The sequence below is a fragment of the Desulfobacter sp. UBA2225 genome, assembly GCF_002348205.1.
Lineage (GTDB): Bacteria > Desulfobacterota > Desulfobacteria > Desulfobacterales > Desulfobacteraceae > Desulfobacter > Desulfobacter postgatei.
In genome coordinates, this window is record NZ_DDYV01000022.1 from 1 (window position 1) to 13,765 (window position 13,765).

At 48.1% G+C, this 13,765-nt stretch carries 10 protein-coding genes; 1 reads left to right on the plus strand and 9 read right to left on the minus strand.

The genetic code is table 11. The features are described from left to right. The 9 genes from B3D59_RS00905 to B3D59_RS00945 all read right to left on the minus strand — a co-directional run. The coding region (locus B3D59_RS00905; protein WP_286817199.1) for a rhodanese-like domain-containing protein at positions 1-842 on the minus strand (842 nt) is incomplete at its 3' end. A gap of 111 nt (positions 843-953) precedes the next feature. Beyond that, complete coding sequence (locus B3D59_RS00910; protein ID WP_286817200.1) at positions 954-2,555, minus strand: B12-binding domain-containing radical SAM protein; 1,602 nt, start codon at positions 2,553-2,555, stop codon at positions 954-956. Positions 2,556-2,739: 184 nt separating this feature from the next. Next, the gene (locus B3D59_RS00915; RefSeq protein ID WP_286817201.1) at positions 2,740-4,935 is read right to left on the minus strand and encodes an EAL domain-containing protein; all 2,196 of its coding nucleotides are present in this window, start codon (positions 4,933-4,935) and stop codon (positions 2,740-2,742) included. Positions 4,936-4,945: 10 nt separating this feature from the next. Further along, positions 4,946-5,785, minus strand: coding sequence for a substrate-binding domain-containing protein (locus tag B3D59_RS00920; RefSeq protein ID WP_286817202.1), 840 nt, complete (start codon positions 5,783-5,785; stop codon positions 4,946-4,948). 87 nt (positions 5,786-5,872) lie between these two features. Beyond that, the gene (locus B3D59_RS00925) at positions 5,873-6,364 is read right to left on the minus strand and encodes a cyclic nucleotide-binding domain-containing protein (protein WP_286817203.1); all 492 of its coding nucleotides are present in this window, start codon (positions 6,362-6,364) and stop codon (positions 5,873-5,875) included. A gap of 78 nt (positions 6,365-6,442) precedes the next feature. Then, on the minus strand, positions 6,443-6,604 hold the full coding sequence (locus B3D59_RS00930) for a hypothetical protein (protein ID WP_286817204.1): 162 nt from the start codon (positions 6,602-6,604) through the stop codon (positions 6,443-6,445). Between the two features lie 46 nt (positions 6,605-6,650). Further along, the gene (locus B3D59_RS00935) at positions 6,651-7,361 is read right to left on the minus strand and encodes a 16S rRNA (uracil(1498)-N(3))-methyltransferase (RefSeq protein WP_286817205.1); all 711 of its coding nucleotides are present in this window, start codon (positions 7,359-7,361) and stop codon (positions 6,651-6,653) included. 1 nt (position 7,362) lies between these two features. Then, the gene (locus B3D59_RS00940) at positions 7,363-10,953 is read right to left on the minus strand and encodes a DUF3683 domain-containing protein (RefSeq protein ID WP_286817206.1); all 3,591 of its coding nucleotides are present in this window, start codon (positions 10,951-10,953) and stop codon (positions 7,363-7,365) included. Between the two features lie 74 nt (positions 10,954-11,027). After that, positions 11,028-12,644 (minus strand): peptide chain release factor 3, encoded by a 1,617-nt coding sequence (locus B3D59_RS00945; RefSeq protein ID WP_286817207.1) that lies wholly within the window; start codon positions 12,642-12,644, stop codon positions 11,028-11,030. Between the two features lie 719 nt (positions 12,645-13,363). Here B3D59_RS00945 and B3D59_RS00950 point away from each other — a divergent pair. Then, positions 13,364-13,561: a hypothetical protein gene (locus B3D59_RS00950; protein WP_286817208.1), complete on the plus strand. Its 198-nt coding sequence runs from the start codon at positions 13,364-13,366 to the stop codon at positions 13,559-13,561. The last annotated feature ends 204 nt before the right edge of the window (positions 13,562-13,765 follow it).

Consider the following 13,765-nt stretch of genomic DNA (forward strand, 5'->3'; position numbering starts at 1 on the left):
AAAATTTTAATGCGTTTGCCCTGATCCCCGAGCATTTTAGCCACCAGCTTCATATGTGATTTCTCCATCTGGGCAATGGAGAGAAAGGCGTCCTGTGGCTCACCCTGACCCCGACGGTCTGCCATGGTGCGGTAAAGATCATAGGCCTGTATTTCAATGCTCAACGCCATCTCTATGACATCTGTCCATGTGACTTTTTTATTGGCGTACAAATCGGTCATGACGTCTGAAAGGGGACGGCCATTTTCAAGGATGTCCCCTTTCAGAGATCCATAAAGCTCTTCAAAGGGTACCGGGTTTTCAACGCTTTTTTTCCAGTACGAATAAATAGTTCGGGCATGAGCAATTTCAGCCTTTGACAGTTGTTCAAGCGGGGCTATAAAATTTTCATCCGGGGCAAAGGAGAGAAGGCTTTCATAAAAGCGCTCTGCGGCTTTTTCCAGTTCCATTGCCTGGTAAAGCAGCCGGTCATCGCTTTCTTGGTAGTCAAACACCTGCAGCCGGGGAAATCCTTCCAGGGAATGGCCCTGATAAGAGAGAAATCCGCCGGTGATATTGTAGGTTTTCTGTGCGTCTCTGCCGCTTTCTGCCGCCATGATGCCGGCCACTTCGGATCGGGCACCGCTATGGCAGTAAAAAAACAGGTCCTTGTCCAGAGCAAGTTCCGATAGATGGTTGCCCAGGGTATTTAAGGGGATCAGTTTGGCCCCCGGAACATGTCCGGCCGCATATTCTCGTTCCTGCCGGACGTCAACCACGATAAAATCGGCTTCCTTGTTTGCAGCACGGTATTGTTCAAATGCGTCAAATGAAATTTCTTTAAATTCGTCGTCTATAATCATAATCTACCCACTCCTAAAAAGCGCTGTCGTTTTTCATACTCCCTATAATTTTCATACTCCCTATAAAATAAGTCGATATGGTTTCTTTTTCAATATCAAACGGGCGATAGCCTATGCTGATTCTGGATCTGCCGGGGAAGAGTGCGGCATGCCGGAAATCGAATTGGCTTTAGAAAGATGGATCAGATAGTGCTCCGTGGTCAACTGCTCTTCCAAGGGAGGATCTCCCAGCCAGCGGCGGTGACGCATCCAGGCAGCCACTTCCAGAGCGCCGCGGGCAGAACGCAGGCTGCCGTCAGATCCGATCTCCCGGAACTTGAGACGGCGGCTCTTTACATCCACGCCTCTGCTTGAAAACAAGGTCTGGATACCGTCAATATGAAGTCCGTAGCGATCTGCATATCGGGCAAAATGGGTCCGCTCAAAAAGGGCAAAGGCACTGGCCGTGAAACTGTGGACATAAGGGTAAACCTCAGTGAGGAAATCCAAAGTCCGGGTCAGATCCTGATCCGTTGAGGTCGGCAGTCCGAAAATCATGAGTGCGGTGCTGGCAATGCCTACGGCTGCAGCATCCTCAAGGACCTTCCGGATATCCCGGACATTTGTACCTTTGTTGATAAGATCAAGCAGCCGCTGGGAACCGCTTTCCACACCCCATCCGATCCATCGGCACCCCGCAGCAGCCCACAGCGCCATTCGTTCGCGGGTACAGCCGGCCACAGGTTTGCCTAAAATATGCAGGTTGATGGAGAGGCCTTTTTCAAGAATAACAGTGGCAATATCATCCATATCCTGTGCCGTAATGAATTCATCGGCTGAATAGAAATGGTGGACATGGAATTGCCGGCACGCTTGTTCCATCTCGGAAACAAAGGCCGCCACCACTTTTTTTCGGTATCCGCCAAAGGAAACGTTATGGGTGCAAAAACGGCAGCGCCGCCAGGCGCACCCCCGGGAAAAAAGCACGGGCAGTACCGGCACAGGGTTAAAATAGGCATCCAGGGGCAACCGTGAAAAATCCGGGGCAGGCAGGCCATCCAAGCTAATGGATCTGGCTTTGGGATTGGCACGTATTTCACCGTGGTCCCGGAAAATTAGGCCGGGCACAGATTCCAGGCTTTTTCCGGCACAAAGAGCTGCACAGGCCGCTTCCCCCTCCCCTTCAACGACTCCGTCAATTTCCGGCACACCCCTTAGCAGTTCACGGACATTCAATGCTGACATCATAGCTCCGCCCAAGATAATCCTGCAGGCGGAAACCTGCCTGACTGCCCTGGCCAGGGCAGCCGCAAAAGGCACCTGCTCAGGAAAAAGAACGGAAATACCTAACAACTCGGGATCAAAATCCAGCAACTGGCCTGTCAGAGCGCCCAGAAGATTCAAAAACAGCACCTCTGCTTCCCTTCCTGCCAGAAAAGCTTCAGCCTGACGTTCCATATTCGTCATACTTCTGCGAATCTGGTCCCAGATCTGTTTATGTGCCAGAGTCTGCTCTTCATTAAAAAACTGCCCCTTATTTCCCGAAAGGAATGCTACCAGGTTCATACCTGACGGATGGGCACCGGCCAGCCACATCCAGGTTGCCAGGTTCAAATCGGCAAGGCGGACAGCCGTGCCGGGAACGGCGGCTTCGATATAGGGCGCCAGGGTTGCAATGCCCAGGGGAACATAGGTAGCACTGGCCCTGGGTGGAAAGGCAAGAACAACCCGCATGATGCTTATCTCCTGAAATTGAGTATGTTTATACCCTGAATGCCATACCAGGGCGACATCATTTAGCACCATTTATAAAGAGTTTCAAGCCTAAAACCCAAGGACTTCGCATGTAAAAACAAGGCGGGAGTACAGAGTGTGAATCTCTTGAATTTCCGATTTGGCGGTAACTTTTATGCTGAGACTATGTTTTAATCAGGGGCATGGGTTTGCAAACACCAAAGCCTTGGGCAAAATCAACACCAATCTCATTCAATATGTCAATGATGGGTTGGTTTTCCGCGAATTCAGCAATGGTGATTTTTCCCAGAAGATGTCCAATTCGATTAATTGTTTCAGTCATTGCCCTGTCCACCTCATCCTGTTCAATGTTTTTTACAAAGCTGCCGTCAATCTTCAAATAGTCAACCGGTATGTTTTTCAAATAACTAAAAAAGTTTGCACCGGTGCCAAAGTCATCAATAGCAAATTGGATACCAATTTCCTTACATTCATTTATGAAATCTGTTGCGGCACGCAGATTTCTTACAGCAACCGTTTCAGTTATTTCAAAGCAGATAGATGTCGTATCAATGTTGTATTCGGTAATTTTTGCCTTTATGAAATCGCATAACTCAAGACAGTTGATTGAAGCTCCTGAAAGGTTGATATTCACCATCAGGCCGGAATCTCCATGATCAGCACGTATATTATGAAATTCTGAAAAAACTTTATTGATCACCCACTGATCAATCTGTGGCATTAAATTATACCGCTCCGCAGCCGGAAAGAACCGACCTGGAAGGATAATCTCCCCACTCTCAGATACCATTCGTAAAAGAATTTCCAGATGCTGTCGGGGGCCGGTACGTTCGCTCAATGTCTGGAACGTCTGATAGTAAAGAGAGAAGCGATCTTCCTCCAGTGCGGATTTTATACGTTCCACCCAACTGACTTCATCTCGCCTGGCTGTCAACTCCGCCTTATTGTCCTGAAAAATACAAAGGCGGTGGCGGCCGGATTCTTTTGCCCAATAACAGGCCGAATCAGCTTCACTGATAACATCCTTGGCCTTACGACTCCTGCTGGTGACAGATGTCATACCGATGCTTATCCCAACGGTATTACTCTTGCCATTATAAAAAAAATGGAAATTTTTGACGGCGCTAAGAATACTGTTGGCGATTATCCGGCCGCGTTCTTCATCGCATCCGTCCAGGAGAAGGCCGAATTCATCTCCGCCAAGACGTGCCAGTGAATCACTGGTCCGAACCTGGGCGCTTATGATCCGTGATAATTGTATAAGCAGTTCATCTCCGGCATTATGACCACAGGTGTCATTAACAATTTTAAATCCGTCAAGATCCATAAAACAAAGCAATCCTGATCTTCTCTCAACTTGAGCCCGCTCAATTGCCTTTGCAACCCTTTCCTCAAATTCACGGCGATTAATCAGCCCGGTCAATGAATCGTGGGATGCCCGCCAGGATTGTTGTTTCAGTCGTTTACGAAAAATGGTGACATCGTTCAAACAGAGCACGCCGCCAATCAATTTTCCGCTGTTATCCATTAAGGGAATGGCCTGCTCTTCCACAGCTATTGTTCGATTGTCATGGGAAATAAGAGAACAGCGCCCTTGGCAGGAGGCAGATTTTTTTGTATTAATTGCCTTGTAAAGTGCACTTTCAACCTCTGAATTGGTTTGCTCGTCAATTAGTGTCAGAATTTCAGATATGGCTTTCCTGTTTAATTCGTAAAATGAACGGCCAATGAGTTTCTCTGCAGCAGGATTAAGATAGACAAGGCTTCCTTTTTTATCCGTACGGAGGACGCCGTCATGAATTGACTGGAGTGTAACCTCTGCCTGTTGTTTTTCTTCAGACAATTCAGTGGAAAGTCGACGAAGTTTTTTAACCGGGAGGAACCAGAGTACCAGCAAAACTAAGGACCCCATAAACAACTCAAGAATACTGCTGACCAAAGTGTTGTGAATGACATGGGAAAGGCTCGTACTCACAACAACCTTTCCTACGATCCGATCTATATCATAGAGCGGGTAGCTTCGCTCTATAAAACGGCCCTTTATGGGTTCCCCGGCTGAAGTCAGTTCATTTCCTTGATCATCGAAAATCTGAACAAACTCATTTTCCAATAGAACGGGTTCCCGGGCAAGGATTCCTTGCATCCGGTTTTCCGCAAACATCCATGTTTGCGGAAGTGTTGTGATCATTTCTTTTTGCGCATTGGCTTTGATCCGAGCCTTGAAAGTGAGTTCTTTTGATAAATCACTATATGCAATAAAAGCCGAAACTGCCGGAAGGCTGAAGACCACAACTATGGATATGGTCAAGGATAGATGGAGGAGGACTCTATCAAGCTTATCCGGGATGGAAGGAGTCATCAGTTTCATGTTATCGAGGCGGATAATTGCCGTTTTGTTTTAAAATATCGGACCCTTTTTCAGAAAAAACAAACTCAAGGAATGCATCGACCTGAGCAGAGCGTTCCTTTGGAAGAATAAAGTAAAACCGTTTGATAATCGGATAATCACCTGCAATGCAGGACTGAATGTTAGGCTCCACACCGTCAAGTGTTAATGCGTGGAGATCTCTTTTCTCAGAAAGAAGCAAAGCCAAAGATGTCACCCCGATGCTGCCGGGTGTGTTCTCAATCTTGTCCACCGTTTCTTGATCCGTTGAAGCGAAAAGAAATCCCTGCTGGTTTTCGGCAATCTCTACCGCTTTTTTTAGTTCAGGAGAAAGGGATTTTATCTGTTTGGTATTATCGTCTCCGGCCTGGCGGATAATGGGACGAATGGTGGAGCCGTCCGGCCATTGTTTTAAAACACCTTTATAAATGTCCACGAGTTGTGTTTGTGTGACCGCATCAATTTTAGTCCTGTTTGATACGGCAAAAACCGTTGGTGTACGCGCGTATTCAAGGGCAACAAGTCCTTTTTCCAACTCAGCATCTTTTAAAGGCNNCGAAGGCCGGGCACTGAGGCCGATCTGAATAGCGCCTTTAGGGACTGCTTTTATGGCACCGCTGCTTCCGATACTTGGCAGTACTGTAATTTGAACTTCTGGATTTGCTTCTTGATATGCTTTGGCAATCCACTTCATTGTGCCAAGGGCATTACCGGTTCCACCTATTGTTATGGCAGCTGAGCATGCAGCTATAGTGAAATAAAAAAATGTAAGTGTTAAAACGAATACGGACAAGGAACAGTACTTTTGTTTTAAATGGAGCATCACTTTTTCCTCTTTCTTTTTTTTTTATTATAAACAGAGTTGAAAGTATAGCTCAGGCCCAATTAATTTTCTATGAAAAATGGGAATTTAATATTCTCCCATATAATCGACAAGCATCCCTGTGGTCTGACGTAACCGCTGACTGATAAGCTTGGAAATTTTCCACAGCAGTTGGACCCCTAATTGTGGATCGTCCTGGGTCAGGCGAATCAGATTGTCCTGGGTCATGAAAAAAATTACGGTTTCTTTTACGGCGATGCCCGAGGCAGAGCGTGGCTCACCGTCGATCAAGGCCATTTCGCCAAAAGTCTGGGAACTGGTCAGGGTCGTGACCCGGGTGTTTTCCTTGATAATGTCAATGGCACCCTTGACGATAATTCCCAGGCTTTTGTCCGTATCCCCTTCCTTGAACACGATGGCACCCGGTTTAGCTATCACCGGTTCAATATATAAACATATTTTTTTGGTATGTTCCCAGGAGAATTCTCTAGCCCATTTTGTTTTCTGGAGTACATGGGCATATCTGGCATATTTTTCCTGGGGCGGGCCAGCTGCATTCTGCCGATCATTAGGTTTCATGCTTTTTCCGATCATTTGAGAATTGGATTTGTTGAGTATAAATTCCAGATCGGTTGAACTCAATGAATCCAACAGGCACTATTCCTTAGTGATAAATTCGTCCAGTTTGGTGAAAAGACTTTCAGGCCATTCTTCGGCTGTCAGAAACAGTTCCTTTTCTTCGGGGGTCAGACTTTCTTTAATAGCGGGGGGCAGGCTTTCATACGCCTCTTGTCTGACTGTTTCTGTTTTTTTATCCATTTTGTTCATCTCTTTTTTTATCCTCTGAATACAACAGCTTAAAAATTTAGGTAAAAAGTCTGGAAACCAGCGCGGTTACTGCAGTTTCCACCCGTAAAATCCGGGGACCCATGGTCATGGATTCAAACCCTTTGTCCACAAGGGTCTGGACTTCAAGATCAATAAAGCCGCCTTCCGGTCCGATCACAAGCACTGTATCAGAATTCAGACCCACCGGACAGAAGGAGTGCGCTTTGGGATGGGCAAGAATTCTTTTTTTATTTCTACCCAGTTCCGGCAGTTCCTCTTTAACAAAGGGAGAGAAAAAACGTTTCAGGTGTACCCGGGGTACAAGGGTATCCCGGGCCTGGCAAAGACCTATGGCAAGATGACGCTGGATATCGGCTTGAGACAATACGCCCGAATCCCAGAAACTTTTTTCCACCCGCCGTGAATTAATCAAAAAAATCTCTTTCACGCCGAGGCTTGCAAGGCTTTGAAGGATACGTTTAAGCATCTTGGGGCGGGGTAACGACAGCACTATGGTCAGGGGCAAAGGTGCCGGCGGGTCCTGGTCAAGATTGACTTCCATTTCAACGGACTGCATATTTTCCGACACGATTAGACCGGTGCCCATTTTTGCATTTTTTCTTCCGCATACAAGGGTATCACCCGGTTTTGCCCCGAGCACCCGGATAATATGTCTGCACCGGTCATCCTGGAGCATTACCCGATCAGGGCTTATGAAGTCGCGATCTTCCAGCAGTATAAGGTTCATGTCAGAAAGTAACGATTTCCATGTTTCTGATCAATGCCCGGAACTGTTTCATCCAGTCCGCACCGCCTGTTAGCTGTGCCAGTTCCACGGCCATGTGCAGGGCAGTCACCTGGTTCTGGCGGCCTAAACCCTGAACACAGGAAGGGCAATTGGTCAATATTCTTGGCTTTACCGTACCCAGGCCCTGACGTGCCGTCTTTATGGCATCCTGTTTCCTTAAAAACATGTTGTAACTGATATCCGGCCGCGACAACGCCATGGTTCCGGCTTCGGAACAGCAGTAAGGCACGTCCCGGGCCTCAATTCCGGCCTGGGCCAACTTTGCAACTGCCATACCTTTCAAACTGTCATGGCAGGGGGCATGATAAAGGCAAGCTTGGGGCGTAGCTGCTGTCAGACCATGTTCAAACAGATATCCTGAGATATCAAACAGGCGTGCATCAAACAGGTCTGTTATGCCCTGATCGGACAACGATTCCATGCAGGTGCCGCAGGAAACAATGCAGCCGGAAAACTCAAGGTCATTGAACATATCCCGAATCTGGGTCATGATAATGGTGTTCTCAAGCGACACTTTTTGGGCCTCCTTTTTCCGGGCATTGACCTTCAGCGGGTACCCGCAGCACATGTATGGCGGCGGAAGCACCACCTGGTGGCCCTGGCAAAGCAGCAGAAAAATGGTTGCCTTTGAGATATCGGAAAACATGCGCTCACTGCCGCATCCTGGAAAATAAAACACCGTGGAAACAACTTTTCCGGGAGGATTTATTAAAATGGCCTGGTTTCTGTCCGCAGGGGGCAGGTATGCGCGAAGCGTGGTCAGTCCTGGTCTGGAAACCGGAGCGTGCAGCAACTGCAGCGGTCTTGTCTCCTTTAACGCCGGTATTAAAGAGATGGGTTTTGCAACTTTCACTGCCGCACGCTGGACAGAACTGCCGACAGTCAGCAGTCCTGTACGAATGATCGGATTCAGTGCCTGGTTGCGGGTACCCAGATAGCCAAGGGTTAATTTAGTGGATACGGGCGTATGCTTGAAATCCATTTTTTTAAGGAGTTCACGTTCCTCAATGGAAATAACCCCGGAATCAATATTTACCGGACACTTGTCAAGGCACTTGTGGCAGATGGTGCAGTGATCGGCAATCTGTTCAAGATTTTTGAGTACCTTGAATTTTGTGGACTGGATCCGCTGGGTAATGTAAAGCAACGCCTCGATCAAAGCGCCCAGGGCCAGGTTTTTATTCCTGGGATGAAAAAACATGTTCCTTGCCGGATAAAATACCGGGCACTGGGGTTTGCATTTGCCACAGCGAACGCAATGGGAAATGTTTGCGGCAAGATCGGACAAAGATCCGTGCTTGAGGATCTTGGCCTCAAGTTTCATAAGATTAAACGACGGGGTGAACACTTTATTCAAAATATCAGGCTCGGACAATTTTCCCGGGTTCATCAGCCCGTTGGGGTCCACTTGTTTTCGATATGCGTCAAATTTCTTCACCTGATTCTCATCCAGGTATTTGAATTTGGTGATGCCGATACCGTGCTCGCCGGAGACCACACCGTCAAGGGCCACAGCTTTTGCCATGACCTTATCCGCGGTCATATGGGCCCGCGCAAGCATCTCCTTATCATTCGAAAACACCGGGATATTGACATGTACGTTTCCGTCCCCTGCATGCATGTGTGTGGCAATGACAACGAGACGGCTCAAGGTGTCATTGTAAATACGTTCCACATTAGAGAGAACAAGGCTGTATCCATGCAGGTGATCCTGGATCTGGCCGTGGAAATTTTTGGTGTGAATAAAGGCTTCCAAGGCGTCCCGGGACGCAATGTCGAGCTTTTTACGGATACCGTAGGCAATATCCTTGATCCGGCCCACCTTTTTTCCTAACCACTGGGGATCGGAAAGGGGAATGGCCGTCTCAAGATATGTCAGGATATTTTGAATAATCCGGCCCTGGGTGTATTTTTTCTCTTCAACATTGGTTTGGTCAACAAACCTTACAAAATCGGCCAGACTGTCAATGGGCAGAACAATATCTTCGTTGAGCTTGAAGGCATTGGTATGAGCGGCAATGGCACCAAGCCGTTTGCGATCTTCCCAGTAACGGGCCGCTTCGGCCCGGTCCTGGGCAATGGAGAGCCCGGTCTTGTCATAGGCTTCCAGGATTGTCTCTATACCACGCATACCCTGATCAAGGAGGGCTTGATCATTGGAAACCATATCAATGAGCAATACGGCTTTCAGTCGGTCTCCCACGGACCGCTTGGTCTTGTATTTGATGGCTTTGATATATTCTTCGTCAAAATGTTCCAGGGCCATCAGCGCAGGATCACTGTTGTCAAACCGGGTACAGATTTCCGTAATCACCTTGCCTGCCTCGGTCATGTCATTGCCGAAAAATTCAATGCAGCAGGCTCCCTTGTGTGCAAACTCAGGGTAGAGGATAAATTCGGCCCAGGTGATGATGCCGTCACACCCCTCTTTCTGCAACCCGGGCAGCCCGCCTAAAACCTTATTGGTGACATCCTTGCCCAGTCCCTTTTTGCGGACATCCGCCCCGGTCAGCTCAATGGTTTTAAGGATTTGCCCCTTTTCATCTTTGACCACAAAATTAAGCGTATCCTCGTACCGGATTTTGCGTAAGGGGTGGTCCTGGCGCGCCACGGTAAGCAGGTGACCGTTAGGCATGGTGATTCTGAAAGACAAGACATTGTCAATGGCCGTGCCGTAGAGCACGGCTGTCTTGCCGCCGGCGTTTTCCGCCAGATTGCCGCCAATGGTACAGGCCCAGGCAGAGGTAGGATCTGTGGCAAAAATATAACCCTGGGCAGCTGCCGCATCCTTGGCATCCTGGGTAATGACGCCGGCGTCCATGGGCATCACGGCATAATCCCTGCCGTCTTTTGTTTTGCGGTATTCAATGGGAAAAATTGTGTTCAGTTTCTCCGTATTGATCATAACGCAGTCCGGTGCCAGGGGTGTGGCCCCGCCGGTCAGCCCGGTGCCCCCGCCCCTGGGAATGATATGAAATCCTAATTTTTTTAATTTTCCGACCAGTTTGGGGATCTGGCCTTCCCGGTCCGGCCGCAGTACGGCTGCAGGCGCGTATCTTCGCCAGTCCGTGGCGTCCGTGACATGGGATGTAATGTTAAAGGGGTCAAAGCAGATATTGGCCTTGCCGATCACAGGGGAAAGTCGCCGTGAAATCCTTGCCTGTTCCTTTGCCACGGAATTTATTTGTGTTTTAAGCTGCCGGAGTGCGGACCTGCAGGCGTCAAGCACGATGCGGACCTCGTCGTGTTCGGCATGTCCGGCAATATTGAAAAGGTCATTTTCGAATTCGACAAACAGCCGCCGTCTCAGCATGGGATGTTCCACCAGTTCCTGGAACAAAAAAGCATTTCTGCGAATGATGAAAAGGTCCCCCATGAAACGGTGGAGAAGGCGGGAGGAGCGTCCTGTGCCTTTAAGCGTTTCCAGAAGGTGAATGGTGCTTAGGATTTCATTGCCGAATAAATGTACAATGATCTGATCGTCACCGGCCGAGGTATAGTTAAACGGTATTTTTCTAAAAGGATCTCGCATAATACTTCAAAGATGGTCATCTTTACCACCAAGTCAAAAATTAAATATCTTGCAGACGGGCCTGGACGTCAATTCTATTCATTGTGTTCCCGGGTTTTGTGGAACTCGATGTCCGGCCAGTCCTCCTTGATAAACCCAAGCTGATATTCACTGGTGGTCATAAAGGTCAAACGCCCTTCGGCATCCCGGGTCAGGCTGGATTCGTTTTTTCGTATAAAGTCCTTAAAATAAGATTCGTTTTCGCATTCCACCCATCGGGCCACGGACAGGTCAATGGGCTCGTATCCTGCATTGACATTATACTCAGCCTTCAGCCGTGCCATGGTTACGTCAAACTGGAGCACACCCACGGCACCGATGATGTGCATGTTGCCATGCAAAGGGCGGAAGACCTGAATGGTACCCTCTTCGGCCAGTTGAGTCAGCCCCTTTGTCAGAGACTTGGCTTTCAAAGGATCTTTAAGCAGCACGCGCCTGAAATGTTCCGGGGCAAAACTTGGAATGCCCAAAAATTTCAAGGGTTCTTTGGTGGTAAAGGTATCCCCTATCTTGATGGTGCCGTGGTTATGAATGCCGATAATATCCCCCGGATATGCCTCTTCCACATTGGAACGCTCCTGGGCCATGAAGATGGTGGCATTGGCAATTTTGATATCTTTTCCAATGCGGTGGTGCCGCACCTTCATGCCTTTGGTGAATTTTCCCGAACAGATCCTGAAAAATGCGATTCGGTCCCTGTGCTCGGGATCCATATTGGCCTGAATTTTAAAGGTGAACCCTGAAAAAGCAGCTTCTGCCGGGTCCACATCCCGGGTCGCTGTAGGCCGCATTCCGGGGCATGGTGCAATCCGGACAAATGCGTCCAGCATCTCACGGACCCCGAAGTTATTGATGGCGGACCCGAAAAACACCGGGGTCTGGGTACCGTTGAGATAGAGATCAATATCAAAGGGCTCTGCAGCCACGGAAAGTAGTGCCACATCCTCGCGCAATTGATGGGCCAGGCTCTCCCCGATCATTTCATCCAGCATGGGGTCATCAAGGTCCTTAATCAATACCCCGTCGTCATTTTTAGGGGTGTATCCCGGTGTAAAAATTCCCAACTGCTGTTCTTCCAGATTATACACCCCTTTAAACCGCTTACCCATGCCGATGGGCCAGGTCAAAGGTACGCACTCGATTTGCAGCTTATCCTCAATGTCCTGAAAAAGATCAAGGGGCTCAAGCCCCTCACGGTCCAGTTTGTTGATAAAAGTGATAATCGGCGTGTTGCGCATCCGGCATACTTCCATCAGCTTCTGGGTCTGAGGTTCCACCCCTTTGGCAGCGTCAATGATCATCACGGCACAGTCAACCGCAGTGAGTACCCGGTAGGTATCCTCACTGAAATCCTTATGTCCCGGGGTGTCCAGAAGATTGATTTCGTAATCTTTATAATTAAACTTCATTACGGAAGACGAGACGGAAATACCTCTTTCCTGCTCAATGGATAAAAAATCGGAGGTGGCGGCCCGGGCCGCTTTTCTGGATTTTACGGCACCGGCCTGCTGGATGGCACCGCCGAACAACAGCAGTTTTTCCGTCAACGTTGTTTTGCCGGCATCCGGATGGCTGATAATACCGAATGTTCTGCGTTTTTTGATCTCCGGTAATAATGTCTTGTCTATTTTATTATCTATGGGGTTTGTCATGGATATGTCTTTAACCTGCCCGATTCATGCACACGGCATTGAAATAGTAAAAATTAAGGGTGGAAATGTAACAGCATTTGGGCATAGAATCAAGCCTTTAAACGATTTGTAGCACAATAATATTTTAGCATCACAGAAAAATAACGCGGGTAACGTGCAGATTGCATATCAGGATATACAATTTTGACATGCTGACCTGTATTATCGGTGTCTGCAGTATATGAAATCTTTCCGTTCCCTCCACCTGTGGCCAAAGATAATCCGCTTTCAGACTGCGGTTCTGCCGATCCGTTTGAAGCGTTTATGATTGGATGTTTGTTGTAATTCCCATAAGCCCGGTATTGCCCGCCACACTATCTGCAGTGTTGCCGGTACTGTTTATTGCATACAGTCTCCTTTTTATGAACCATGTACCCGAAATATTATTTAGGAGTTGCAAAAAATAGGTTTTTAGCCAATTTTTTATCTTGCCAAAACCATATAGATCTGTTAGAAACTTCTCCTGTTGCGCCCGTAGCTCAGCTGGATANNCGTTCGAATCGTCTCGGGCGCGCCACACCAAGAAGCAAGAGCCACAAGGCTTTCAAGAGGCATTCTCGATCATCCGAGGGTGCCTTTTTCGTTTTAAAATTGAGCGATTGTGCCCGGATTTGTGCCCGTCTGATTATCCAGGCATTTTTCCTGTTTTTGTTCTTGCTGCCTCAATTCCAAGAGTCCGGTTGAGCGACGAAGATGTACTTTGGGGATATAAAGGTCAGTCTAAAGTCGAGAATGGCTTGCGATTTATCAAAGACCCTTTATTTTTTGCATCTTCGCTGTTTGTTAAAAAAACATCTCGTGTCGAAGGGCAAAAAATATCATCTAGTTGCCCTGACTTTGAAGGCGGTATCCCAGGCAGCTTATTTCTCCCTTTCTGATGTTCGTTGGAGCGGATCATGGAACCCGCCCCGGTTATATTGTTCAGGGAGTTTCCATTTAGTAGATGTCGTGGTCCATACCTTTTCCGGCAGACGGGACTCCCCCTTTCTTCTTTTTAGGTTTTTCACAGATCATGGCCTCTGTGGTCAGCATCAGGCCTGCGACTGAGGCGGCGTTTTGAAGGGCGAAGCGCACCACCTTGG

Coding starts and splice junctions, on each gene's coding strand:
- B3D59_RS00940 (WP_286817206.1), bottom strand. CDS start 10,953: ATGCGAGATCCTTTTAGAAAAATACCGTTTAACTATACCTCGGCCGGT.
- B3D59_RS00945 (WP_286817207.1), bottom strand. CDS start 12,644: ATGACAAACCCCATAGATAATAAAATAGACAAGACATTATTACCGGAG.
- B3D59_RS00925 (WP_286817203.1), bottom strand. CDS start 6,364: ATGAAACCTAATGATCGGCAGAATGCAGCTGGCCCGCCCCAGGAAAAA.
- B3D59_RS00930 (WP_286817204.1), bottom strand. CDS start 6,604: ATGGATAAAAAAACAGAAACAGTCAGACAAGAGGCGTATGAAAGCCTG.
- B3D59_RS00915 (WP_286817201.1), bottom strand. CDS start 4,935: ATGACTCCTTCCATCCCGGATAAGCTTGATAGAGTCCTCCTCCATCTA.
- B3D59_RS00910 (WP_286817200.1), bottom strand. CDS start 2,555: ATGCGGGTTGTTCTTGCCTTTCCACCCAGGGCCAGTGCTACCTATGTT.
- B3D59_RS00935 (WP_286817205.1), bottom strand. CDS start 7,361: ATGAACCTTATACTGCTGGAAGATCGCGACTTCATAAGCCCTGATCGG.